The following is a 22,948-nucleotide window of genomic DNA, read 5'->3' as shown; positions in this document are numbered from 1 at the left end:
TTTGATTATATCAATTTAAATCCTGTATTTTATCACAGGTTGGCAACGGTGAACAGTAAAAAGGAGAAGGTCAGCAATATCGGTCACAAGTTATTACAGGAAAATAAAAAGGAAAACCCGTTCCGGCCAGGCCACCTTGCACGCTCTGGACCTGGATCTGTTTTACAACTTCTAAATTCGCTTCACTAAACAGCAAAAACTGCGGGCAAGTATGTCCTCAAACAGTTTGCTGTTCTTAACGTTCCGCTTCATTAAGAATTTGTAAAAACAGATCCATAATCCGCCGCTTTGCAAGGCAACCTGTCCGTCACTGGATATTGCAGTTTATTTAAATCAAAAATTAAATATTTAATGGGTCTATGATCTCTTTTATTAACATTGTCTCCCAGTTTCTAAAAACCATGAATCGGAGATTAAATGGTGACGGAAAACCTCCTGATAAGTTTCAATCCTTGTTCTTCTGGATATAGGATTCAGACTGAAGGTGGCGCCCATCGAATCCATACGAAAAATAAAACACCAACTCTTTACCAACACCGTTTTGTGATGGAAAGTTCGATTCTGGAAAAACATAAGACACCAGGTGTAGTGGCTCCCAAATCTCTTCAGGACTGAGTCCTATTAATAATAATAGTCCTGGGTTTAAAATTAGTCGTTTTGGGAGTGGATGTATAAACAAAGTTTGCTCCACAGCAGAATGGATAGGCTGATGCTAAGGAACGACAAAAAAAAGTGGTCACAAAAAAGCTGGCCTGGCACAAAGGCGGGGCAAAAAGACCCCAGGGTAAAAAAAGTATAAATGATACTATCGTCGGTGCTCGATTAAAAACCGCCAATTTTCCCAGTTTTTGATCCGGGCTCAAATTTATTTTAAGCTGATTTCCAATTGCACTGGGTTATGATCTGAATGCTGAAAATCAAGATAAATACCCTGGACCTTTTTGACGTCAATATTGGGGGAGACCAGAAAAAAATCAATCACCGTTGTCAGGGTTGTTTTTTGATCATAGGGGGCGACAAGCCTTCTATTGGTTGGCGTTGTGCTGTCATAGGCCCAGTTCCATTGGGGAAGAAACGTTTTTTCAATGTCCATGCGATTTTCATTGTCCATGAGATTTTGTTTGAACCCAGGATTAAAGTCTGGCGGGCACTGGTTCCAGTCGCCGCCCACGATCACATAATTGCCCTTTTCATATTCCTGGGTTAAAAAACTCTCAAGATAGGCCATCTGGTTGCTTCTAAGTGTTCCATCGTCATAGGCAGAGTTGTGGGTATTGATGACCAATAGCTGTTTGCCTGTATCAAGTGTGTATCGGGATACAAGAAAGCACCGGTCCAGCATGAACAAACCCATGGGCCATTTATAATTGCCGGGAAAAGAATGCCGGGTCACTAAAGAGGGCTCAAACCGGGCCAGGGTATGAAGGCCGGACAAAACAGAGCCCAGGGGATTTAAAGGGGGAATAGGCACAAAAAAGACATCATAATTCTTTCCAAAGCTTGAATGGAATCCGGGAAATATTCCGGCGATTTTTGAATATTCATCCATGGCATAACTTCGCCTTGATTTTTGATCCACTTCCTGGAACAAGAAAAAATCAATGTCCTTTTGGCTGGCAATAAAGGCTTCAATGACAGATAGATTTTTCGTCACAATCTTTTTGACCGGTCTCACCTGTTTTCTGCCATCATAGAAAAAATCCATGTCCGCGCTTAAGCCGCCATACCCCAGGTTCCAGATTAAAAGCTTAAAATCTTTTTTGTCTGAAATGGCCCTGGCATCCTGTTTTTCAAACACAGGGGTGGTTGGATCAGGCCGATAGTCTGAAAGGGTGGCATACCCGACAAGCCCGAAAAATCCCAAGACTGCAACAAAAACGAGCCCGAAGATGATCTTGATTATTTTTTTCATGTCAAAAAACATAGGATATTCATTTATCAGAGTCAATATTCAAATTAATTTATGCAATGAAATCCTTTGAATTTATTATCAATATTGATTTGCAATCAATAAATAAAATTATACCATTATTTTAGATGGTTAGAGAAACTCGCAACATAACTCCAATCAAGTTTAATGGGCGTTTGATTTTGAATTTTCCCATATAATTGAATCTCTCTTTACAACCATATTTACTCTTGATACAAGTTTATCAAAAAATAATTCATCAATCAGCAGTTGGATAAAATAGAAAATTGATTGATATTCTGGTTTCCACAATTATTTATTAGGTGCTAATTAATAGGCAAAAAAAAGAGTTTTAAACATGGATGATTTCGAAAAATATGAAAAAGATTGCCAAAAGATAAGAAAAGCGAATGATGGTCTATTGAATGAGTTTGAGGTGTGGCTGAAATCATCTGGCATTTCAAAAAAGACGACAAACCAGCATGTTTCAAATATCGATTTCTATATAAACGAGTTTTTGCTTTACGAAGATGCAATAGAATCAAAAGATGGCGCTATCGAAGTGGGCATGTTTGTGGTTGAGGAGAATTATATTTTATTATCCGGGGCATTATACTATATGAACCAAATCCATTGTCAAAAACCATTTTTTCGTATTCAAGTGTATAAAATATATAAAAATTATGGGAGCCAGGAGCGGATTTCTGGCTATAGGGTTGGGTGTCCAAGCGTTACAAAATTCAGTTGGCTATCCTGTAAATCTCGCTTTTTTATAAACTTCTCCAGAAAATTGCGGACTCTTAAAGCCAGTTCTTCCATACCTTGGTAATCAGGATCAAAGGGAATGGATAGCGGCAGATATGCATATTTTTGAACGCCACAAATATCCGCCAGTGCATGAAAGGATTTCATGGCAGGCATTTAACAGCTTTTTAGGTGGCGGTTCCGAGATAATAAATAGAAACGACTAAATCATACTTTTTTAAACAATCATTAAAAATGAACCCCTCGATAAAAATTTGGGTCCCGATTTTTAAATTACCCGGCTGTGATGGAACAAAAAGCGTCTTCCATCTCCAATCTCAATGTCTTTATTTTAATTATTTCTTCTGTGATAGCGGTATCCTGGCAATGGCTTTTCTGATCTGGACAAAAATACCAGGTACACACAAAAGGGCGCAGGGTTCGGGGTAAGAGGCAACCGGTTTGGGTCAGGTGAACGCAATGGGGTCTGGTCTGCCCTGGTATTTTTTTTATCTGGCGGTCGGGAAATATGCCCGGCCCAAAGTACAAATAAAGAATATCCTTAAAATCATACCAGATGGTTGCCCTTTCACAGCAGACATCCTTGCAATCCGGGCAGGTGACGGCACATAGTTTTTCAAAGGGATCGGAAAGGGAATCAACCAGAACCCTTATCCTGCGGGCGAGAAGACGGACAGGTTCAAGGTCTGGCCCATGAACCCTTTGGATGGTATCGAAAAAAAAGTTGATTTCCCGCCATTCTGAATTCTCCTGCCAGGGTACGGGATGCATAGCACAATAGGACATGGCTTTGATTATTACGCCATATTTGACAAAGATTCAATATCCCTTATTATTTATCCGTGTACATATCAAAATCGAGAAACAAATTATTTAAACAAACTTATTTGTCTTTTGATGCTTAAAAACCTAAAAATATGGATATCAAAAAATGACAGATCAAAAAATAATCCTGACCGTAAACAATATGAGTTGCTCACATTGTTCCGGAATGGTTCAAAAAACCCTTGAGGCCATCAGCGGCGTATCCGATATATCCGTGGATCTTGCGGCAAAAAAAGCAAGCTTTTCCATCCAGGGAAAAAACCTTGTGGACCAGGCCATTGATGCCGTAACAAAGGCGGGGTATCCGGCGGCCCTGAGCTAACAAGACCTGCGCCTTGCAAAAGCCGGGACAACCAATTATTCTATAACAAGGGAGGTCATAAAATGAAATGTGATAAATGTGGCGGAACTATTCCGGGGGGAGAAAAGAGAAACTTACGTGGGCAAACCCTGTGCGAGGATTGCCTTATTTTCCTTCTTTCTCCTGCTAAAACCTTTGATCCCTGGGCTGTGCACAGGGCCAAACCAAATCAAAAATCGACTTGACCAAAAATCAATCGGCAATATTAGCAGTATTAAATAAAACAGGAACATCTATGAGCAGCAATGAAAATTCTCCCCTGGAGAAACCGCACTTGTCTACTTCCGGGGTGACGCTCATGCCCTCCATGGATAAGGTCAAGGACAAGGTTGAAGATAATTGCTGTGACCCGGTATCTGTCCATGAAAAACCCGGATACACTCTGTGCCCCTATGTGGATGGGTTTATCACCACCGATACAGGCCCTGTGCCCCGGATAAAAACAGCCCTTTCCATACAGGACCGGATATCCACCCTCATTGTCCGGTGCGGAATCAACCGCAATCAATACAAGGTGGCCCCGGGCCTGTATGGGGTGGGACAGCCTGACAAAACTTCAGAGGTGCTGGTCACTGCAAACTTCAAGCTGACCTTTGACCATTTGCGAAAAGAACTTGCCACCCTTAACACCTGGATACTGGTCCTGGATACCCGGGGAATTAATGTCTGGTGTGCGGCCGGGAAAGGGACTTTCGCCACCCGGGAGCTGGTCGACCAGATTCAAGGGGCCGATCTTGATAAAATTGTCGACCACAAACGGGTCATTGTGCCCCAGTTAGGTGCCACCGGTGTATCTGCAAGGGCAGTGAAAAAAGAATCCGGTTTCCGGGTGGTCTATGGTCCGGTGCGGGCCGAAGATATCCCAAAATTTCTGAAAAAAAACCGAAAAGCGGATCATGCCATGCGGACCGTTACCTTTACCTTTCTGGAAAGGATCGTCCTGACCCCGGTGGAACTGCAAATTGTACTCAAACCCGCATTGATAACCGCCCTGATTCTCTTGGTACTTTCAGGTCTGGGACCGGAATTTTTTTCTTTCACCCAGGCCTGGTCCCGGGGACTTACTGCCACGGCGTTTCTTTTAACCGGCATGGTGACAGGAGCGGTGATCACCCCGGCACTCTTACCTTATATTCCCGGCAGGGAGTTTGCCCTTAAAGGCATCATTACCGGCAGCCTTACGGGTATTGTTATGCTGGGAATAATTTCGTCGGCAATACCCTCTTTCAGTGCAGGCCTTGCCCTATTCTTGTTCTGCCTGTCCATCAGTTCATTTCTGGCCATGAATTTTACCGGCACCACCCCCTTCACCTCCCCTTCAGGGGTTGAAAAGGAAATGAAACGGCATATTCCCATCCAGTTGGTCACCCTTGTCCTGGCTGCGGGACTCTGGCTTTATTCAGCGTTTTAAGCAAAAGGAATACAAGAGATGAAAAAATTCAGACATTTAGAAGCGGTATCCACCCTGATGCTGGATGAAGACAAGTGTATCGGCTGCAGCCTGTGCACCGAGGTCTGTCCCCACCATGTGCTGGAAATGCACCAGAACAAAGCCAGGATTGTGGATTTTAACGGCTGCATGGAATGCGGGGCCTGTGTCAACAACTGCCCTTCCGGTGCTATTACGGTCAACCCGGGGGTTGGCTGAGCCAGCTACATTATCCAGGTCTGGATAAAAGGCAAAGAAAATGCATCCTGCGGAGACGGAGGATGTTGCTGACAATTAGGCTTTAAGGAGACCATATGTACAACAAAAATTTTAGGGGAGATGTCTGCAGCCACAGCCATTCCTTTTTTCTGGATAATTTTGTCCGCAGGCTCATCCAGAACCCAAAGCGAATTATTGGAGAATATATCCAAAAAGGTGACACCATCATAGACATAGGGTGTGGCCCGGGTTATTTTACCATTGATATGGCAGAGCTTACCGGCGAAACGGGAAAGGTAATAGCAGTTGATCTACAAAAAGAAATGCTGGACAAGGTGGGGAAAAAAGCCGCTGCAAAAAACCTGACAGAGAGGATACACCTCCATCAATGTGGACAAAACCGGATTGGACTGGCCCCGGAAACCAAGGCAGATTTTATTCTTGCCTTTTACATGGTCCACGAAACCCCGGACCAGGTTGCATTCCTGGAGCAGGTCAAAAAACTGTTAAGCCCCGGCGGCAGGTTTCTCCTAGTGGAACCCATATTCCACGTATCAAAGGGACAATTTAAAAACATACTGACCTTCGCCATAAAGATTGGATTTAAACAGGTTGATATGCCCAGAGGAAAGGGCGGCAGAAGTGTGCTGCTCTCGGTTTAATACATGGCTTCAATTATATCCTTGAACCGCTCGTTCACTACTTTTCGTTTGATCTTCATGGTGGGGGTCACCTCTCCGTCTTCCTCGTAAAGCCTCTTGGGCAGGAGGGTGAATTTGCGGATATTTTCCACCCTTGCAAGGGTTGCATTGACCTGTTTGATTTCCTTTTCAATCAAGCCGATGATCACCTCGTTCTGGGTAAGATCCCCATAGGTGGAAAACTGAACCTTGTTGTCCTGGGCATATTTCACCACATTGTCCTCGTCAATCATGACCAGGCAGGAGATAAATTTTCGTTTGTCTCCAATGACCACGGCATCATTGATATAGATACTGGCCTTGAGTTTGTTCTCAATGTACTGGGGGGTGATGTTCTTGCCCCCGGCAGTTACAATGATATCTTTTTTCCGGTCCGTGATCCTCAAAAATCCATCTGGGTCCAGTTTTCCCACATCCCCAGTGCACAGCCACCCGTCAATGACGGTCTTGACGGTTGATGCCTCATTTTTATAATACCCCTTAAAAACCCCCGGGGATCTCACCAGAATTTCTCCGTCGCCGGCAATTTTGATGTCTGTCCCCTTAATGGCCTGTCCCACACAGCCAAATTTGACCTGGCCTTCCGGAGAAAGGGTGGTGACCCCGGTGCCCTCTGTCTGGCCGTATCCTTCGATGAGATTCATGCCGATGGACTGGAAAAACCGCAGCACCTCCTGGGAAATGGGAGCTGCCCCGGAATAGGCCACCCGGATTCTTTCAAACCCCAGCCGTTCTTTGAGCTTGTTGAAAACCGCAACCCTGGCCAGGAAAAAAAGACCGGCTTGAACCGGGGAGACCGGTTTGAAATTCATGACCAGATCGGCCTGTTTTTCCCCGACTTTCAGGGATAGTCCAAAGACCAGCCGCTTAAACCAGGTGGCATCGGCCATCTTGATCATGACATTGGAATAATATTTTTCCCAAATTCTTGGCACGGCATACCCCACCGTGGGAGACACCTCCATCATATTTTGCATGACTGTATCGGGTTTTTCCACAAAATTAACGGTATAGGCGTAGCGAATATGGATAAACACGGTAAAAAGCCGCTCAAATATGTGACACAGGGGCAAAAACGAAAGCACCTGGTCCGTGTCAAAAACCGGATTGGTCCGGGCAACGGCTTGGGCTGTCCAGGTCACGTTCCCATGGGTGAGCACAGCGCCTTTGGGAGGACCTGTTGTGCCAGAAGTATAGATCAGCACTGCCGTATCTTCGGGAGTGACCCTGGCCTGGTGACGGGAAAACAGATCAGGATCTTTTCTATGGACAGCGGCCCCTATTTCCAGAAGTTCCTCAAAGGTCATGACCAATGGATCCTTAAAATGGTTAAGCCCCCTTGTATCCCAGACAATCACCTTTTTTAACAGCGGGGTCTCGTCCCTGAACATGAGCCACTTGTCCAGCTGTTCTTCATTTTCCACAAACAAAAACTGCGCATCCGAGTGGGTCACCACATATTCCACCTGGCTCCAGGCATTGGTTGAATAAACCCCTACACTGATTCCCCCCACACATTGGATGCCCATATCCGCCACCACCCACTCCACGGCATTGTCTCCGATGATACAGGCGGCATCCCCTTTTTTAAATCCCATGGAGACAAGGGCTGATCCCAGCCAACAGGCTTTTTTGTGATATTCTTCCCAGGTGATATTCTGCCAAAGCCCCAGATCCTTTGTCCGCAATGCAATGCGATCTTTGTTTTTGGTAACGGTTTCATTAAAAACCTGGGGAACCGTTTGTGCCGGTTCTGATTGAGCCGGTTCTGCTTGGACCAGTTTTGCTTGCACCTTATTTGGGTTCATCTCCATGCCTTTTTCCTCTTCCATCGTTGAAAGCCCTTGGCTGAGGTTTCAGATTTAACCCCCAGGTAAAACTCCTTGACATCCTTGTCTTCCAGCAGGTCCTTGGAAGCACCCTTCATCACAAACCGGCCATTCTCAAGGATCAGGCCGGTTGTGGAAATAGAAAGGGCCATTTTGGCATTTTGCTCCACCAAAAGGATGGTCACTCCCTCTTGATTGATCTTCTTGATAATGAAAAAAATCTCCTTGACCAGAAGGGGGGAGAGCCCCAGGGAGGGCTCATCTAAAATAAGCAGCTTGGGTCTTAACATCAGTGCCCTGCCAATGGCCAGCATCTGCTGTTCGCCGCCGGAAAGGGTGCCGGCCCACTGATTGCTCCGCTCTTTTAAAACGGGAAAAGATTCAAACACCTGTTCAATATCTTTTTTTATGGCAGCCTTGTCATTTCGGGTATATGCCCCCAACAACAGGTGGTCATAAACCGTGAGTTCCTCAAACACCTCCCGCCCTTCCGGGACATAGGCGATTCCCATGCGCACAATTTCTTCCGTATCTTTATGCTGAATGGGCTTGCCGTCAAAGGCAATGGTTCCCTTGTCCGGCTGGTCATCTATGAGCCCCATAACGCTTTTTAAAATGGTTGATTTCCCGGCACCATTATTACCCAGGATGGCGGTGATACTGCCCTCTTTTACGGCAAAGGAGACCCCCCTTATGGCATACACCAGATCATAATAGGTCTCAATATTTTTAACCTCCAGAAGATCTGTCATGCTTAATCCTCCTCGCCAATATATGCTTTGAGCACCTCAGGGTTCTGCTGCACTTCTTCGGGGAGCCCAATGGTAACAGGTTTACCAAAATTTATGGCCATCACCCTGTCGGAAATATCCATGACCATTTTCATATCATGTTCGATGAGTAAAATGGTGATGCCAAGATCATCCTGGATATCCTTTATCCAGAATATCATGTCCTGTTTTTCCTCTGAATTCATCCCGGCACAGGGTTCATCCAGCAAAAGGATTTCCGGCTCAAGCGCCAAGGCCCTTCCAAGTTCAATAAGTTTCTGGGTTCCATAGGGAAGTGCACCCACAAGCTTGTCCCTGACATTCTGAAGTTCCAGAAAATCAATTATTTTTTCCACCCGCTCCCTGTGTCGGATCTCTTCCTGGGCGGCAAAGGAGTTTCGCCCCCACATGAACATCCCCCGGAAAAGACCGGTTTTCATGTGAAGATGCCGGCCTGACATGATATTTTCCATGGTATTCATGTGGGAAAAAAGTTCAATATTCTGAAAGGTCCGGGCAATGCCCAGCCTTGCAATGACATCTGGTTTTTTCTTGTGTATCTTTTGGCCCTTAAAAACAATATTGCCCTGATCAGGTTTATACAGACCTGAAATACAATTAAAAAGGGTGGTCTTTCCCGCACCATTGGGACCGATCACAGAAAAAATCTCACCCTTTTCCATTGTAAAACTGATGTCCTGAAGGGCCTTAATACCGCCAAAGGAAATGAACAGATGATTAATATCAAAGAAAGAAATGGGTTCCATACTAATCCATCTTCATCCAGTCGGTGAGCTTCTTGGCTTTTCCCCCGGCCAGGCATTGTACCAGGAAGGTATCCCTTGCACCCTGGCGGGAATAAATATCATTGGCATCAAAGGGTTTGTAACTCACCTTGGCTCCAATGCCTTTAAACTCTTTTATGCTCTCCATTGCAGCAATAAATTTTTCCGTTGTCAGATCACGGCCAGCTTTTTTCAAGCCCTCGATCATGGGTTCTGCAAACACAATACCGGCGGTATAAAAAAGGCTGAACCGTTCTTCCTTGGATGCATATTTTTCAAACACCTCCCGTTTGTATTTGACGATCCCGGGATCATCCCCATCGGTCAGTTCACCAAAGGTGGCACAGATAACGCCCTCCCACAGCCCCTTTGAAATATGGGTCATCAAGGGAAAGTCAGACAATGTGCTGGTACTCATGAACTGGGGCTTAAACTGCATGGCCTTGGCAGTTCCCACAACGCGCACGGCAGCCCCCGGAGTTACCACCAAAAGGACCATGTCTGCCTTTGATTTTCTTAACTTCATCACGTGGGGTTTCATATCGGTATCAGATTTTTCCACGGGAACCTTGGCAACCACTTCCATATTGTGGGCGGCAAGTTCTTCCATGGCGCCCCTGAGCCCGTTTTTACCATACTCGTCATTGAGATAAATCACAGCAATCCGTTTTTTCTCCATTTTTTCAACTGCATATTTCACAAGGGTTTTTGCCTCGCTCATATAAAGGGGATATACACCAAACAGATATCTTTGGGGGGGAGAAACCCAGGTAAGGGACCCAGTGGAAGGTCCTATCCAGGGAATTTTTTTATCCATAAGATAATCTTTTACAGCAAGCCCCGGAGACGTGCCCACCCCACCGACCCAGGCAAATATGCCCGTGCCTTCCTGGAGTTCTTTTACCCCGGCCTTTGTTTTGGCAGGATTGTAGCCATCATCAAACATATGATAGACAATTTTCCGACCATGGATGCCGCCATTTTCATTGATCCATTTAAAATAGTCGCCGCTTCCCCTTGCCACAGACCCCCATGGGGCTGCCGGCCCGCTCTGGGGACCCCACTGCCCGATATGAATTTCTGTATCCGTGACACCTTCCTGGGCCATTAAGCCGGGAATAAAACCTATAAAAAAAGCCAGGGAAACAAACAACATCATCAATACTTTTTTCATCATTTCCTCCTTACAACATTAATATGGATTAAATAAAACCTTATACTTTTTTCACATAATGTCTTGCAAAAAGCCCGCTGGGTTTGAAGCAAAGCACAATCACAATAATGACAAAGGCAACCACAGACTTGAATTCAAGGGAAATATACCCGCCAAACAAATTTTCAATGATGCCCAGCATATAGGCGGCGACAACAGCCCCGGGCAAAGAGGTCATGCCTCCCATGACAGCGGCTGCAAACCCTTTGAGCATTGGATCCCACATCATATATGGCTGCATGATGACAGGGGACAACAATAACCCGGCAACCGCCCCCACCATTGAAGATATTCCCCAGGTCATCATCAAAATTTGGTTGGTCCGAATCCCCACAATCTTTGCGGCTGTTGGGTTCTGCTGGGTGGCTTTCATGGCAAGTCCCAATTTTGAATACTTGAAAAAAGAAAAAAGAACTCCCATTAAAAACATTGCCGCCACTAGGGTTAACACCTCTAATTTGCTGATAAAAATACCCCAGAACATAAAGGAATCATAGGGACCTATTGGAAAGGGCATTGTTTTTTGCTCTGCACCAAATTTCCAGGAAACAAGCCCTACGATAATCATTTCAATACCGATGGTAATGACGATCATTCCCAGGATACTGGGATCCTTTGCCCGTCTCAGGACTGCAAATTCCAAAAAACACCCCAGCAAAATAGCAAAAACAAGGGCAAGAAAAAAAGCAAGATAAAGCGGCATACTAAAAGTGGTGAGCAGCATCATGGCAAAAAAGGAAGAGACCAGGGCCATTTCGCCCTGGGCAAAATTGGGGACCTCAGATGTTTTGTAAATAATGACCATGGCAAGCCCCATGAGGGCATAGGAACTTCCCACGGCAATGCCGCTGACAATCATCTGAATAAAATCAACCATTTAGCCTCCTTACTATAACAAAACAAAAGAACCCGCTGCTTAGAAGGGCCAGGTCCGCCAATACCGCTTAGTTCTCAACCATATCCCATAGATTCCCAAGGGCTCAAACAGCATGATAAGCACCATGATGGACCCAAACACAATAAACTGAATATTGGATACCCCGGTAATGGAGAACCATGATTTAGAAAGACTCTCCAGCCAGTCACCGACATAGGGGATATCCAGGATATTTCGTAATTTCAGATCCAGCCAGCATAAAAGTGCGGCACCGGCGATGGAGCCCATCATCGATCCAAGGCCCCCCACCACCACCATGGCCAAAAACATGATGGACATCATGAGGGTAAAGATTTCCGGATCAATAAATTTTAAGACAAAGGCATAGAGACCGCCGCCAATACCGGCATAAAAGGCAGACACGGCAAAGGCAAGGGTTTTATAGTAGACGATATTGACTCCCATGGTCTGGGCAGCGATATCTGCATCTCGTATGGCGATAAAGGCCCTGCCCACACGGGTTTTAATCAGATTTCGCATAAAAAGCAGCAGGAGAATGGTCAGGGTGATCAACAAAAAATAGAATTCTTTATCCGTATCAATGATCCAGGGCCCAATGACGATATCCGGCGCATGGAGCCCTTCACGGCCGCCGAACAGTTCAATGCGCCCGATGATCTGGGTGATGGTCAGGCCGAATCCCAGGGTGGCAATGGAAAGATAGGGGCCTTCAAGGCGCAGGGCAGGCAGTCCTAAAAGAAAACCAAACCCGGCCGCAACAAGGGCTGCGCAGGGCAGGGCCAGTAAAAACGGGAAGCTGGCCTTGACCATGAGGATCACGGTGCCATAGGCCCCGATGGCAAAAAATCCGGCATGACCCAGAGATATCTGACCCGTATACCCCACCAGAAGGTTCAGGCCGGTGACCACAATAATATTGATGGCAATATAATTGGCGACATAGATATAATAATTGCCTACAAAAAAGGGAAACAGGTAAAGAAACACCAGAAGCGCTGCAAACCAAAAAGCCACAACCGGCGATGAAATCAGGCGAACATCCTCATAATAATCGCGCTTCATATCCATAAGCAACCCCTTTTTCAGATTTTAACAGATGTGCAATCGTTGCCGTACTTATTTTTTCCCAAAGCGATAAAAATTTTATATCATTGAAAGCGATATCCCCATAAATTCATGTTTAATAATGCACTTTATAGCTACAAAATAGCAATGTCAAGCGAACAAAACGAATGCTTATTTTGTTTTATACGATACCCTTAGGCCTGAGATAAAAGGGGTGAATAAACCCAATTATAAATTGGGCATATTCATCCACCGTTATATTTCTTTTTGAATATTTACCCCGTTTCAAATACCAGTCCTGGAGCATGGCTTTTATAACACTTGCGGCAAGTTTGTGGTTTGTTTCCCTGAAAACGCCTCGTTTTTGCCCGTCGATTAATATGCCTTCAATCAATTCCTCCGTGTACAGCTCATTTTGAACCGCTTTTTTTCTTTCTTCAGGGTTTAAATTTTTGGCCTCCATATATGAAAAATAAAACCACTTGTGCATTTTTTCGGTTAAAAACAGATGAACCTCCAGGGCTATTTCAAATTTGGCAACTGGCTCTTTTTCTCGTTCGATGAATTCATCCAGAATCTGCCAGACAATCTTCCGCCCTTCACTTAAAGATGCCCTGAGAATCTCCTCTTTGCTTGAAAAGTATGAATAGAGCGCCCCCATACTCAAACCGGCTTCACTGCTCAAATCACGCATGGTCATTGCCTGAAACCCTTTTTCAATGCCAATTTTCAAGGTGGCGTCAAATATTTTTTCCAGATTCTTGAGTATGGTCTTTTCCTTTTTAACCTTTATTTTTTCCCTGTTGGCAACAAATACAGCCCGGCATACATCAAGCCTTGAATCAGAAACACTATCGATAAATTCAGCGTATTTCATTTGATACTATTCCCCGGCAAATAAACGGCGCGGGTTTTCCCGGGTAATCCTATCAATCTGGTCATCCGTGACACCGCCTTTTTTAAGTGCGGGTATGATGTTTTTGAAAAGGTGTGTCGGGTACCAATTGGCCACCAGGGGCAGCGCTTCTTCCGGCAGATTCAGCGGCCGCCCCAGCCAGTTGAGAATAAAATCATGGGAAATCATTAACCGGTCTGCGTAGCCTTTTTTGATCAATTCGATCATAACAGGATACCGCTCTTCATCCATGGGGCATCCCACCAGACCCTGAAGGCCCATTCTGTCCCAGGCAACATAGACACCCTGTTTAAACACCGCCTCCTGGTAATCCATATCAAGGTTGTCACTCATGTGGCCAATTTGGATCCGCTTGGGGTCTGCACCCTCAGAAATCAAAAATTTTGCCTGTTCCGGCCCCATGGTGCCTTCCTGGGTATGTGTGATGATGGGCACACCGGTTTTTTTCTGTACACGGGCTGCGGTTTCAAACATCAATTTTTCATAGTCGGTAATGCAGCCTTGGCTTGAGCCGACCTTTATCACTCCCGCCTTGATCCCGGTGTCCCGGATACCGACCGTAACTTCCTTCATATACAGTTCATACAATTCGTCACGGACATCTCCCAGGCTGCTGCGAAACTTCCAATAGGCGGGTGCCCCTTCACCTTCAAAGTAGTATCCGGTCGAACAGATGATATGAACGCCGGATTTTTCGGAAACCTCCCTGTAGATTTCCGGCATGCGGCCGCCGTCCAGGGCCGTCGCATCGACATAGGAGTTAAGCCCGAATTCGTCCTTCAGCTGGGTAAGCGTTTCAACCGAGTTGTTCACGATCAATTCCCGGTTCAAAGGAGCTATGGACTGGTCCCCTTCCCAACCGGGATATCCGTAAAGAATGTGCTCATGCATCAATGTGATGCCCAAATCATCGGGTGAAATTGTTCCTGAAACTGTGTTTACCGTACTCATAGACGCCTCCTTTTTGTTTGTTATTTTGCGATTATTGTAACCCAGCAAGTTCTTTTTCCTGGATCTGGCGCCACATTATTTTCCCGGCACCACTTTTCGGCAGAGCATCTACAAATTCGATCAAACGGGGGTACTTATACGCCGACATCTGCTGTTTGGACCAAAATATGATTTCATCCGCCGAAACATCTGCCGCTTCAGGTCGGACAACGATGAATGCCTTTACGTTTTCCACCCGTTCCTCATCGGGCACACCGATGACACAGACTTCCAGCACGGCCGGATGCTTGTACAGGATCGACTCCACTTCTGCAGGCCAAACCTTGAAGCCGGCCGCATTGATCATTCGTTTCAGGCGATCCATGACATAAAAATACCCTTCCTCATCCATGCGGCCGATGTCTCCAGTCCTTAAAAACGCCTTGCCTTCAATCTCCACAAAGGATTCTTTGGTCGCCTCGGGCTTTTGCCAGTATCCTTTGAAAATTTGGGGTCCGTGGACCACAATTTCACCTTGTTCCCCTCCGGGAACCTCCTCAAGGGTAATGACATCCACGATACGGGCATCGACACCAAAAACAGGTATGCCGATGCTGCCGGGTATAGGTCTGTCCGGCGGATTCCAATGGGTCTGGGATATGGCCTCTGTCAAACCGTATCCTTCGGCATACTTCAGGCCGGTCATTTGCTGAAGTTTTTCACCCACGGCTGCGGGCAGCGGAGCACCTCCTCCGCCCACAAAATTCAGGGAACTTAAGTCACGGCTTTCGATTTCAGGAGTGGCCAGAAGATCAACCAGCATGGTCGTGATGTTGGCCCAGCTCGCCACATGATATTTTTCAATGGCCGCCAGGGCGGCAAGGCGATCCCATCGGGTCAGAATGACGAGTGTTCCGCCCATGGCAATCGGGCCCAGAAAGCAGTGAACCATGCCGGTGACATGAAAAAAAGGCAGGGCCGCAAGGGAGACAACAGAAGGAGATCCGTTGATCCAGTATACTGATCCCATGACATTAGACATGACCGTTGCGTGGGTATGCATGCACCCCTTGGGCACACCGGTGGAACCCGCTGTATACGGAAGAAGGCAAAGATCGTCCGGGCCGACTTCAACCGGTGGAGGTGCGGACGCTTCGGCCAGGGCAGAAAGCCAGCAATTGGTTCCCTCAATGACAGAAGGAATTGCATTCATGAAGTCCGGCACGGGAATTTGGGGATCTTCAGGCAGGTAATCGGTCAATGCGCCGACAATCACATTGTTGATTCCCAATTCTTTGCAGATGCCGGCAATTTTAGGATACAGTTCTGTTGTAGTGATAACAGCCCTGGCATCACTATCTCCCAACAGAGTGCGAAGTTCATTGTCCACCAGCATGGGATTGAGAGGGACGACCACCGTATTGGCCCGCATACTCCCCAGAAAACTTATGATAAAGTGTGGACAATTCTGCATGTAAACAGCCACGCGGTCACTTTTTTTCAGGCCCAGTCCTGCGAGGACTGCCGCCAAACGGAGGCACGAATCCCATAACTGGGCATACGTAATTTTTTTCCCATAATAAATTATCGCCGGTTGTTCGGGAAAACGGCGGGCATTTGTTTCCAGAGATTCAAACAGAGGCGTTTGGGGATAAATCATTGTCTTGGGAACACGTTTGGGCCAGAACTGATAATGTGCCTGATTCATTTAGACTCCTTTATTAATTATCTTTTTGGCTTCCTTTTCAAGAATTGCAACGGCAAAAACAAGCATGGCAAACCGCTTGTCCTTCGTCTGGCCGTGGAAATACCGATAATAAATCTGCTGGGCAATACCGGCCAGGCGAAACATGCCGAAAACAAGATAAAAATTAAAGCTGTCAATTTTCAATCCCGATTTTTCAAGATACCGTTCCACCAGTTCCTCCCTTGTCAAAAAACCGTCAAGGTGGGTCGGCAGGCTTCTCATGCCAATCATTTCCGCTGAGTCACTTTTTTGGACCCAATAGGCCAGCGAACTTCCCAGATCCATCAGGGGATCTCCCAGGGTTGCCATTTCCCAGTCCAGCACCCCGACAATCTTTGTGGGATTTTCAGGATCAAGCACCAGGTTGTCCAGTTTGTAATCATTGTGAATGATTCCCGGACGTTCACAGTCCGGGGGCTGATGCTTATCCAGCCATGCCATGACCGCTTCAAAATCAGGGGCATCAGCCGTTCTTGCATTCCGATATCGTTTGCTCCACCCTTCTACCTGCCGGCGTACATACCCATCAGGTTTCCCAAAATTTTCAAGGCCAATGGCGCGATAATCCACTGAATGGAGCTGATGCTGGATATCAAGGGAAGATTCACTCAGGGTTTTGGCCTGTTCCGGGGTAAAAGATAACCCCTCGGGCAAGTTTTTCCTCAGAATGATTCCCTGAAGTTTTTCCATGACATAGAAGGATGAACCGATGATAGACTCATCTTCAGAATACACATAGGGTTTGGGACAATAGGGGAAAACCGAATAAAGTGCGGTTAATATATTAAATTCCCTCCCCATGTCGTGGGCAGATTTTGCCTTGGTTCCAAAGGGGGGACGGCGCAGTATCAATTCTCTGCCACCGGCTGTTATCTGGTAGGTCAGGTTTGAAAAGCCCGAAGGGAACTGCTTCACTTCAAAGGGGCCTGACAATCCTTTTATCTCATCCTTTAAAAATGTTTCAAGCGTTGAAACATCCAGTTCCTCGCCTTCCCTGACTTTTGTTGGCGTATCAATCACATCCTTCATTTTTATTATCCCCCCTCTTAATATCCCCAATCTTAATTATCCAATCTTAATTATCCTATCTTAATTATCCTATCTTAATTATCCTATCTTAATATCCATGGTTGTATGGCTAATCCATATAACCTCTTAAAATTCTTTTGGCCACGGATGTCTTGTGAACCTCATCGGCACCGTCATAAATTCTGGCCCCCCGTTCATGGCACCAAAAGTATGAAAGAACCGTGTCCGAAGACATGCCCAGGCCCCCGTGGATCTGAATAGCCGTATCAAGCACCTTTTGAAGGGTGTTTGCCACCACATACTTGATCATGGATATTTCCTTTCTGGCAGCAGAAGCCCCCACATTATCGATCATCCAGGCCGCATGGAGTACCATCAGTCTGGCGCTCTGAATATCGGCTGCACACTCGGCGATCCATGCTTGAATAATCTGCTTTGAGGCCAGCTTTTTACCCGGTGCAATGGTTCTTTCAAGTGCCCGCCTGCACATCAGGTCAAAGGCCCGGTTACAGATGCCGATCCAGCGCATGCAATGGTGAATTCTTCCGGGTCCGAGCCGGTCCTGGGCCATGACAAACCCCTGCCCTTCACCGCCGAGAATATTCTCCTTGGGAACACGGCAATTCTGGTAAATGATTTCACCGTGGCTAAAATAGCCCGCTCCCGTGTGTCCCATGACAGGAATATTTCTGACCAGGTTAAACCCCTTGGTATCCGTTGGGACAATAATCATACTTGCCTGGAGATAGGTGGAGTTTTCAGGATTTGTCACGGCCATGACAATGGCAAACTCAGCGCCATCTGCGGAAGAAGAATACCATTTATGACCGTTAATCACATAATCATCCCCCTCCTTTACAGCCGTTGTCTCAAGCATGGCAGGGTTTGATCCGGGCATGTCAACCTCGGTCATTGAAAAGCAGCTTCTGATTTTTCCGTCAACCAGGGGCCTTAGATATTTTTCTTTCTGGGCCTCGGTTCCGTGCAGGTGGAGAATTTCGATATTACCCGCATCCGGGGCCTGGCACCCAAAGACATAATGGCCAAGGCTTGACTGGCCTAAAACTTCTGAAACCAGGGCATGCTCCATCAAGGTAAGTCCCATGCCGCCAAATTCTTTTGGGTGGTTGGGAGCCCACAATTCCATTTGTTTTACAATTTGGCGTTTCTTGTCCAACTCTCGTTCAAAGGCATCCCAATCATTGGACTCAAGATCCTTTTCAAGGGGGTAAAGTTCTTTTTTAATAAACTCATCCATCATTTCAACGATGATTTGTGTTTTTTCCGGTATGGTAAAATCCATTTATATCTCCTTTTTTATCTGTATGTTAAAAGTGTTGTATCGCCCGTCAATTCCAGATGGGTGATCTCATTAAACCCTGCCAGGCTTATATTGCACCTGTTGTATTTAATCCTTGTTATGGATGCGTTCATCACCTGCCAGGATATCGCTATTGCTTTTGTGTCGGAAAGATCCAGAGCCCTTTGCACCACGATGGAGATGGGTCCTCCCGAAGAAAAAACAGCTATTCTTTTTGAGGGGCCCCAGGTTTTTACAAGGGCGTTCAAGCCCAGGACAACCCTATTTTTAAACCCATCCCAGGTAACAATACCCGGGGCATCAAATTTTCCTGAAATCCATCTTTCCATCACCCTTGAAAAAATTTTCTGAAAGGCTTTTTTATTTGTCTGATCTTGCTTAAGTTCATCCAGAAGCCCTGGGTCATCCTCTAACATCATCTTTGTCTGGGATTGCCATACCAATGCGGAATCATACTCATTAAAGGAGGCGTCAACCAATGGATCCGGTACAAAAAGCCCTCGCTCACGATAGGCAGCCGTCATCGCTTCAGCAGTTTTTTCCTGGCGCTCCATCTCACCAAAACAGACGGCATCAAATTTCACACCCAGGCCGACAAGATGCCGGCCAAGTATTTTTGCCTGCAAGACACCTTTTTCAGACAGCCTGTCATAATTTTCTGACCCGAATGATGCCTGGCCGTGCCGTATGAAATAGATTTCGCTCATTTTACTTGTTTAATCCGCCTTGCCCAAATTAAGTATTTAAAAAAACCGAACCCCATAATGTTTTCTTTATGGAAAGACCATACCCATGCCTGCAAAAAGTGTCAAGATAAAAAACGAACGCTTGCTCTTTTTTTATCTTGACACAAAAACCAGGGTGTTTTAAACAAGGGATATGGAAAAATATAATTTTTACCGGCACTTTTATGCATTTAACAGATAACGCCCCGGGACTAAAAACAATGAAACTTCTGGTTTGTGTGAAACAGGTCATGGAATCCGGATCAATAATCCAAATCAATGATTCAAAAAAATGGGTCGATCATCTGGCTTCCAACCGATTTGAAATGAACAAATTCGATGCCTATGCCGTTGAGGAATCCTTATTGATAAAGGAACAATTTCCAGAGTCAAGAATTGACATCATAACCGTGGGACCGAACCATGCAGAGGACACACTGAGAAGAGCCCTTGGAATGGGAGCAGATGAGGGGATCCTCTTGGCTGACAACCATAAGGGCTACCGGCCGCCTTCGCTTACTGCCGCTTGGATTGCCGCCTATGCAAGGGACAAGGGCTATGACCTGATACTGACCGGAATAATGTCCGAGGATGAGATGAACGGTCAGACAGGACCGATGCTGGCACAAATTCTTTCAATCCCGTGCTGTACGGGGACCATCCGTGAAACCCTATCTCCTGACAAAAAAATGGTGTCCGTTGAAAGGGAAATAGAGGGAGGGGCAAGGGATATGTTTGACATAAAACTACCCTGTGTTCTGACCCTTCAGACAGGAATCAACAGCCCTAGATACCCTGCCCTTTCAAAGGTACTCAGGGCAAAGAAAAAAAAGTTGAATGTGATTGATGTAAATTTTCTTGAAAAAAACAAACAAACCCTCACCCTGAAAAACATTCAACACCCGAAAACGACCAGAAAAGGGGTCCTCCTCAACGGAACGACGGAAGACAAGGTCGACCAGTTGATGGATATTCTCAGCAAGAAAGCGCTCCTCCAGTAAAAAGGAAAAAAAGCATGGAAAAAAAAATAGCCATTATTGCCGAACATAGAAATGGCAAGGTGAAGCCAATCACCTATGAGCTTTACACCATGGCTCAAAAAATCCAGGAACTTGAACCCTCAGAATGTGACATCCAATTTTTTATACTGGGTGAAGACACGGAACAACTGGCCCACAGCATCAGTGCAAACACAGGGGAAATTACCCATTCAATAGACATCCCCGGACTTGCACACTATAACGGGTCTTTATACATAAACGTACTTTCAGCGTTATTTACAAAAACAAGATTTGACACCATATGTGCCCCCCATTCAACCTCGGGAATGGATTATGCACCGGCCCTTGCAGTGGTTCTCAAAGGCTCCTGCATTACCGGTGTGGAAGAGGTATGCCAAGAGGAGGGGGAAATTGGCTTTGTGCGGTCTTTGTTTGGCCAAAAAATTTTGGCAACCCTTATGATGGAATCTTACCCCCTGGTGATGACCCTCCAGCCTGGTTCTTTTAAACCTCATTGCGTTAAATTGGATTCCCCGGATAAAAAAAACAAGGGTAGGGTTGAAAAGGTTGTGTACGAATGCAATGAGGATAAAATGGTATTCACAGGGACCAGGCCATCCGCCTCAGCGGGATCTGACCTTGACAAGGCAGATGTCATCGTTTCAGGCGGCCGGGGGATAGAAGAAGAGGAGAACTATCAATACATAAAAATGCTGGCAGCACTTTTCCCGAGATCGGCGACGGGTGGATCACGACCCATTTGCGATTACGGATGGGTAAAATACAGCAAACAGGTGGGAATGACCGGCACTATGGTTTCGCCAAAACTCTACATTGCCTGTGGTATATCCGGGGCCACCCAACATGTCGAAGCCATAAGGGATTCAAAATTTATCGTCGCCATAAACACAGACCCTGATGCGCCTGTTTTTCGGATTGCAGATGTGTGTATCGTCGAGGATCTTATCGAATTCATTCCTTTGTTTGTTGAAAAATTCAATAGAAAGAAAAAGGCTAAAAACGAATAAAATTTTAGACCGGAAAAATTAAAGCCTGGGAAAATATAATCGCTTGACACAATACGCCAAATATGTTCTGGTAAATAATTATAACAGGAGTGAATAAGATGATTTTTTGCGACACAGACAACTTTTATTTTTATTTTAGGTATTTTTTTTATACCTGGCCGCCTGTGTTGCGCTGATTTGATTTTTTAATAATGAAAGCCGCAGGCAAACCGCCTGCGGCTTTTTTGTTTTTTGGCCGGGGCGGTAACAACACTGCAAAGGAAACCACCATGAAACAAACCTATGATGTCAATGTAAAAGAATTCAAACCTCTGACCTCTCCGGCCCTCATCAAAGAAGAACTGCCCATCTCCGAAAATGTTGCCCAAACCGTGATTGACGGTCGAAAAGATGTGGAAAATATTTTACGGGGAAAGGACAAGCGCCTCATGGTCATAGCCGGCCCCTGCTCCATCCACGACACGGATGCCGCTCTGGAATATGCCGAAAAAATGACAGCACTCCGGGAAGAAGTCAAGGACAAGATGAATCTGATCATGCGGGTTTATTTTGAAAAACCCAGGACCACGATTGGCTGGAAAGGCATGATCAATGACCCGGATCTTGATGCCTCTTACAATGTGGACAAGGGGTTGAGAAATGCCCGGTCTCTGCTCATCGATATCAATGGCATGGGACTGCCCACGGCCACGGAAATCTTAGACCCCATCACCCCCCAGTATATTGCCGGCCTTTTAACCTGGGTGGCCGTGGGTGCCAGGACCACGGAATCCCAGATCCACAGGGAGATGGCCTCTGGCCTTTCCATGCCTGTGGGGTTCAAAAACAGCACCGACGGCAGTCTGTCAGCCGCCATAAATGCCATTCAGGCTGCATGTGCCCCCCAGCATTTTTTGGGTATTGATCCCGATGGACATTCCTCGGTTGTCAGCACCACGGGCAACCGCTATGGCCACCTGGTCCTCCGGGGGGGCGTCACCCCGAATTACGACCCGGTCTCCGTTGGCAAGGCCCAGACAAGGCTGCGGGAAAAAGAGGTTATAGAGACGGTGATAATTGATTGTTCCCATGACAACTCAGGCCAAAAATTCAAGGGTCAGTCCTTTGTATTCAAAAGCGCCATAGACCAGCGACTGGATGGCAACGATGGCATTGCAGGACTGATGCTGGAAAGCAACCTCTTTGAAGGCAACCAAAAGTGCTGCAATGGTTTCGCCAACCTGAAATATGGGGTCTCCATTACAGATGAATGCATTTCCTGGGAAAATACCATTCGCCTGATCCGCTGTGCCCACGAAAAATTGTAAAGGCCATAGATCCCTGTTGCACCCGAAAACCGACCCAAACCCCGGGCTATACCAATGGTGCGACAGGGTTCATATGGATGACACCTCTGGTCGCATTTTTGCGATTCAGAAAAAATTTCCAAAAATTTCTGATCTGCTGACTAAAACTCAACCCACTGATTTTTAATCATTATTT

The 22,948-nt window shown here is 46.0% G+C and carries 22 protein-coding genes; 8 read left to right on the top strand and 14 right to left on the bottom strand.

Features of this window, described 5'->3' with window-relative positions:
* Positions 1–865: 865 nt before the first annotated feature.
* Complete coding sequence (locus tag ACZ45G_RS03100) at positions 866–1,912, bottom strand: endonuclease/exonuclease/phosphatase family protein (RefSeq protein ID WP_464175200.1); 1,047 nt, start codon at positions 1,910–1,912, stop codon at positions 866–868.
* 355 nt (positions 1,913–2,267) lie between these two features.
* Between ACZ45G_RS03100 and ACZ45G_RS03095 the strand changes: the two genes are divergently transcribed.
* Positions 2,268–2,738, top strand: coding sequence for a hypothetical protein (locus ACZ45G_RS03095; protein ID WP_464175198.1), 471 nt, complete (start codon positions 2,268–2,270; stop codon positions 2,736–2,738).
* A gap of 209 nt (positions 2,739–2,947) precedes the next feature.
* Here ACZ45G_RS03095 and ACZ45G_RS03090 read toward each other — a convergent pair whose 3' ends face one another.
* Positions 2,948–3,460 carry a hypothetical protein gene (locus ACZ45G_RS03090; protein WP_464175197.1) on the bottom strand — a complete coding sequence of 171 codons (513 nt, stop codon included), beginning with the start codon at positions 3,458–3,460 and terminating at the stop codon, positions 2,948–2,950.
* Between the two features lie 145 nt (positions 3,461–3,605).
* Between ACZ45G_RS03090 and ACZ45G_RS03085 the strand changes: the two genes are divergently transcribed.
* The 4 genes from ACZ45G_RS03085 to ACZ45G_RS03070 all read left to right on the top strand — a co-directional run bounded on the left by ACZ45G_RS03085 (position 3,606) and on the right by ACZ45G_RS03070 (position 6,170).
* Entirely contained in the window at positions 3,606–3,821 is a 216-nt protein-coding gene (locus ACZ45G_RS03085) for a heavy-metal-associated domain-containing protein (RefSeq protein ID WP_464175196.1), read from the top strand.
* Between the two features lie 274 nt (positions 3,822–4,095).
* Positions 4,096–5,271 (top strand): mercury methylation corrinoid protein HgcA, encoded by a 1,176-nt coding sequence (gene hgcA / locus ACZ45G_RS03080; RefSeq protein WP_464175195.1) that lies wholly within the window; start codon positions 4,096–4,098, stop codon positions 5,269–5,271.
* A gap of 18 nt (positions 5,272–5,289) precedes the next feature.
* Positions 5,290–5,580, top strand: a complete 291-nt coding sequence (gene hgcB, locus ACZ45G_RS03075) for a mercury methylation ferredoxin HgcB (protein WP_464175194.1) — start codon at positions 5,290–5,292, stop codon at positions 5,578–5,580.
* A 23-nt stretch (positions 5,581–5,603) separates the two neighbouring features.
* Positions 5,604–6,170 carry a class I SAM-dependent methyltransferase gene (locus tag ACZ45G_RS03070; RefSeq protein WP_464175193.1) on the top strand — a complete coding sequence of 189 codons (567 nt, stop codon included), beginning with the start codon at positions 5,604–5,606 and terminating at the stop codon, positions 6,168–6,170.
* Here the strand turns inward: ACZ45G_RS03070 and ACZ45G_RS03065 are convergent.
* The 12 genes from ACZ45G_RS03065 to ACZ45G_RS03010 form a co-directional block, all read right to left on the bottom strand.
* Positions 6,167–8,041 carry an AMP-dependent synthetase/ligase gene (locus ACZ45G_RS03065; protein ID WP_464175192.1) on the bottom strand — a complete coding sequence of 625 codons (1,875 nt, stop codon included), beginning with the start codon at positions 8,039–8,041 and terminating at the stop codon, positions 6,167–6,169. The genes ACZ45G_RS03070 and ACZ45G_RS03065 overlap by 4 nt on opposite strands.
* A complete protein-coding gene (locus ACZ45G_RS03060; protein WP_464175191.1) occupies positions 8,014–8,790 on the bottom strand; it encodes an ABC transporter ATP-binding protein in 777 nt (258 codons plus the stop codon). Before ACZ45G_RS03060 ends, ACZ45G_RS03065 begins: the two co-directional genes overlap by 28 nt.
* 2 nt (positions 8,791–8,792) lie before the next feature.
* The gene (locus tag ACZ45G_RS03055) at positions 8,793–9,575 is read right to left on the bottom strand and encodes an ABC transporter ATP-binding protein (RefSeq protein ID WP_464175190.1); all 783 of its coding nucleotides are present in this window, start codon (positions 9,573–9,575) and stop codon (positions 8,793–8,795) included.
* 1 nt (position 9,576) lies between these two features.
* Positions 9,577–10,770 (bottom strand): ABC transporter substrate-binding protein, encoded by a 1,194-nt coding sequence (locus ACZ45G_RS03050; RefSeq protein WP_464175189.1) that lies wholly within the window; start codon positions 10,768–10,770, stop codon positions 9,577–9,579.
* Between the two features lie 37 nt (positions 10,771–10,807).
* Positions 10,808–11,683: a branched-chain amino acid ABC transporter permease gene (locus ACZ45G_RS03045; RefSeq protein WP_464175188.1), complete on the bottom strand. Its 876-nt coding sequence runs from the start codon at positions 11,681–11,683 to the stop codon at positions 10,808–10,810.
* 39 nt (positions 11,684–11,722) lie between these two features.
* Entirely contained in the window at positions 11,723–12,772 is a 1,050-nt protein-coding gene (locus ACZ45G_RS03040; protein WP_464175187.1) for a branched-chain amino acid ABC transporter permease, read from the bottom strand.
* 178 nt (positions 12,773–12,950) lie between these two features.
* A complete protein-coding gene (locus ACZ45G_RS03035) occupies positions 12,951–13,646 on the bottom strand; it encodes a TetR/AcrR family transcriptional regulator (RefSeq protein ID WP_464175186.1) in 696 nt (231 codons plus the stop codon).
* A gap of 6 nt (positions 13,647–13,652) precedes the next feature.
* Positions 13,653–14,636, bottom strand: a complete 984-nt coding sequence (locus tag ACZ45G_RS03030) for a phosphotriesterase family protein (RefSeq protein WP_464175185.1) — start codon at positions 14,634–14,636, stop codon at positions 13,653–13,655.
* 31 nt (positions 14,637–14,667) lie between these two features.
* The gene (locus ACZ45G_RS03025; RefSeq protein WP_464175184.1) at positions 14,668–16,323 is read right to left on the bottom strand and encodes a long-chain-fatty-acid--CoA ligase; all 1,656 of its coding nucleotides are present in this window, start codon (positions 16,321–16,323) and stop codon (positions 14,668–14,670) included.
* The gene (locus ACZ45G_RS03020) at positions 16,324–17,391 is read right to left on the bottom strand and encodes a phosphotransferase family protein (protein ID WP_464175183.1); all 1,068 of its coding nucleotides are present in this window, start codon (positions 17,389–17,391) and stop codon (positions 16,324–16,326) included. It lies immediately after the preceding gene.
* A 109-nt stretch (positions 17,392–17,500) separates the two neighbouring features.
* Positions 17,501–18,694 (bottom strand): acyl-CoA dehydrogenase family protein, encoded by a 1,194-nt coding sequence (locus tag ACZ45G_RS03015; RefSeq protein ID WP_464175182.1) that lies wholly within the window; start codon positions 18,692–18,694, stop codon positions 17,501–17,503.
* A gap of 14 nt (positions 18,695–18,708) precedes the next feature.
* Positions 18,709–19,419 carry a histidine phosphatase family protein gene (locus tag ACZ45G_RS03010; RefSeq protein WP_464175181.1) on the bottom strand — a complete coding sequence of 237 codons (711 nt, stop codon included), beginning with the start codon at positions 19,417–19,419 and terminating at the stop codon, positions 18,709–18,711.
* A 239-nt stretch (positions 19,420–19,658) separates the two neighbouring features.
* On the opposite strand from ACZ45G_RS03010, the gene ACZ45G_RS03005 reads away from it, so the two are divergent.
* The 3 genes from ACZ45G_RS03005 to ACZ45G_RS02995 all read left to right on the top strand — a co-directional run bounded on the left by ACZ45G_RS03005 (position 19,659) and on the right by ACZ45G_RS02995 (position 22,773).
* Positions 19,659–20,438, top strand: a complete 780-nt coding sequence (locus ACZ45G_RS03005) for an electron transfer flavoprotein subunit beta/FixA family protein (protein ID WP_464175180.1) — start codon at positions 19,659–19,661, stop codon at positions 20,436–20,438.
* Positions 20,439–20,452: 14 nt separating this feature from the next.
* Positions 20,453–21,466, top strand: a complete 1,014-nt coding sequence (locus ACZ45G_RS03000; RefSeq protein ID WP_464175179.1) for an electron transfer flavoprotein subunit alpha/FixB family protein — start codon at positions 20,453–20,455, stop codon at positions 21,464–21,466.
* Between the two features lie 269 nt (positions 21,467–21,735).
* A complete protein-coding gene (locus ACZ45G_RS02995; protein WP_464175178.1) occupies positions 21,736–22,773 on the top strand; it encodes a 3-deoxy-7-phosphoheptulonate synthase in 1,038 nt (345 codons plus the stop codon).
* Positions 22,774–22,948 lie beyond the last annotated feature (175 nt).

The sequence above is a fragment of the Desulfoconvexum algidum genome (genome assembly GCF_055382125.1).
The sequence above is the reverse complement of the archived record's forward strand: the minus strand, read 5'-3'. Positions and strand labels throughout refer to the sequence as shown.

Excerpts from the sequence above, each read along its gene's own strand:
- ACZ45G_RS03100 (WP_464175200.1), bottom strand. The coding sequence starts at position 1,912 with ATGAAAAAAATAATCAAGATCATCTTCGGGCTCGTTTTTGTTGCAGTC.
- ACZ45G_RS03095 (WP_464175198.1), top strand. The coding sequence starts at position 2,268 with ATGGATGATTTCGAAAAATATGAAAAAGATTGCCAAAAGATAAGAAAA.
- ACZ45G_RS03090 (WP_464175197.1), bottom strand. The coding sequence starts at position 3,460 with ATGTCCTATTGTGCTATGCATCCCGTACCCTGGCAGGAGAATTCAGAA.
- ACZ45G_RS03085 (WP_464175196.1), top strand. The coding sequence starts at position 3,606 with ATGACAGATCAAAAAATAATCCTGACCGTAAACAATATGAGTTGCTCA.
- hgcA (WP_464175195.1), top strand. The coding sequence starts at position 4,096 with ATGAGCAGCAATGAAAATTCTCCCCTGGAGAAACCGCACTTGTCTACT.
- ACZ45G_RS03070 (WP_464175193.1), top strand. The coding sequence starts at position 5,604 with ATGTACAACAAAAATTTTAGGGGAGATGTCTGCAGCCACAGCCATTCC.
- ACZ45G_RS03065 (WP_464175192.1), bottom strand. The coding sequence starts at position 8,041 with ATGGAAGAGGAAAAAGGCATGGAGATGAACCCAAATAAGGTGCAAGCA.
- ACZ45G_RS03060 (WP_464175191.1), bottom strand. The coding sequence starts at position 8,790 with ATGACAGATCTTCTGGAGGTTAAAAATATTGAGACCTATTATGATCTG.
- ACZ45G_RS03055 (WP_464175190.1), bottom strand. The coding sequence starts at position 9,575 with ATGGAACCCATTTCTTTCTTTGATATTAATCATCTGTTCATTTCCTTT.
- ACZ45G_RS03050 (WP_464175189.1), bottom strand. The coding sequence starts at position 10,770 with ATGATGAAAAAAGTATTGATGATGTTGTTTGTTTCCCTGGCTTTTTTT.
- ACZ45G_RS03045 (WP_464175188.1), bottom strand. The coding sequence starts at position 11,683 with ATGGTTGATTTTATTCAGATGATTGTCAGCGGCATTGCCGTGGGAAGT.
- ACZ45G_RS03040 (WP_464175187.1), bottom strand. The coding sequence starts at position 12,772 with ATGGATATGAAGCGCGATTATTATGAGGATGTTCGCCTGATTTCATCG.
- ACZ45G_RS03035 (WP_464175186.1), bottom strand. The coding sequence starts at position 13,646 with ATGAAATACGCTGAATTTATCGATAGTGTTTCTGATTCAAGGCTTGAT.
- ACZ45G_RS03030 (WP_464175185.1), bottom strand. The coding sequence starts at position 14,636 with ATGAGTACGGTAAACACAGTTTCAGGAACAATTTCACCCGATGATTTG.
- ACZ45G_RS03025 (WP_464175184.1), bottom strand. The coding sequence starts at position 16,323 with ATGAATCAGGCACATTATCAGTTCTGGCCCAAACGTGTTCCCAAGACA.
- ACZ45G_RS03020 (WP_464175183.1), bottom strand. The coding sequence starts at position 17,391 with ATGAAGGATGTGATTGATACGCCAACAAAAGTCAGGGAAGGCGAGGAA.
- ACZ45G_RS03015 (WP_464175182.1), bottom strand. The coding sequence starts at position 18,694 with ATGGATTTTACCATACCGGAAAAAACACAAATCATCGTTGAAATGATG.
- ACZ45G_RS03010 (WP_464175181.1), bottom strand. The coding sequence starts at position 19,419 with ATGAGCGAAATCTATTTCATACGGCACGGCCAGGCATCATTCGGGTCA.
- ACZ45G_RS03005 (WP_464175180.1), top strand. The coding sequence starts at position 19,659 with ATGAAACTTCTGGTTTGTGTGAAACAGGTCATGGAATCCGGATCAATA.
- ACZ45G_RS03000 (WP_464175179.1), top strand. The coding sequence starts at position 20,453 with ATGGAAAAAAAAATAGCCATTATTGCCGAACATAGAAATGGCAAGGTG.
- ACZ45G_RS02995 (WP_464175178.1), top strand. The coding sequence starts at position 21,736 with ATGAAACAAACCTATGATGTCAATGTAAAAGAATTCAAACCTCTGACC.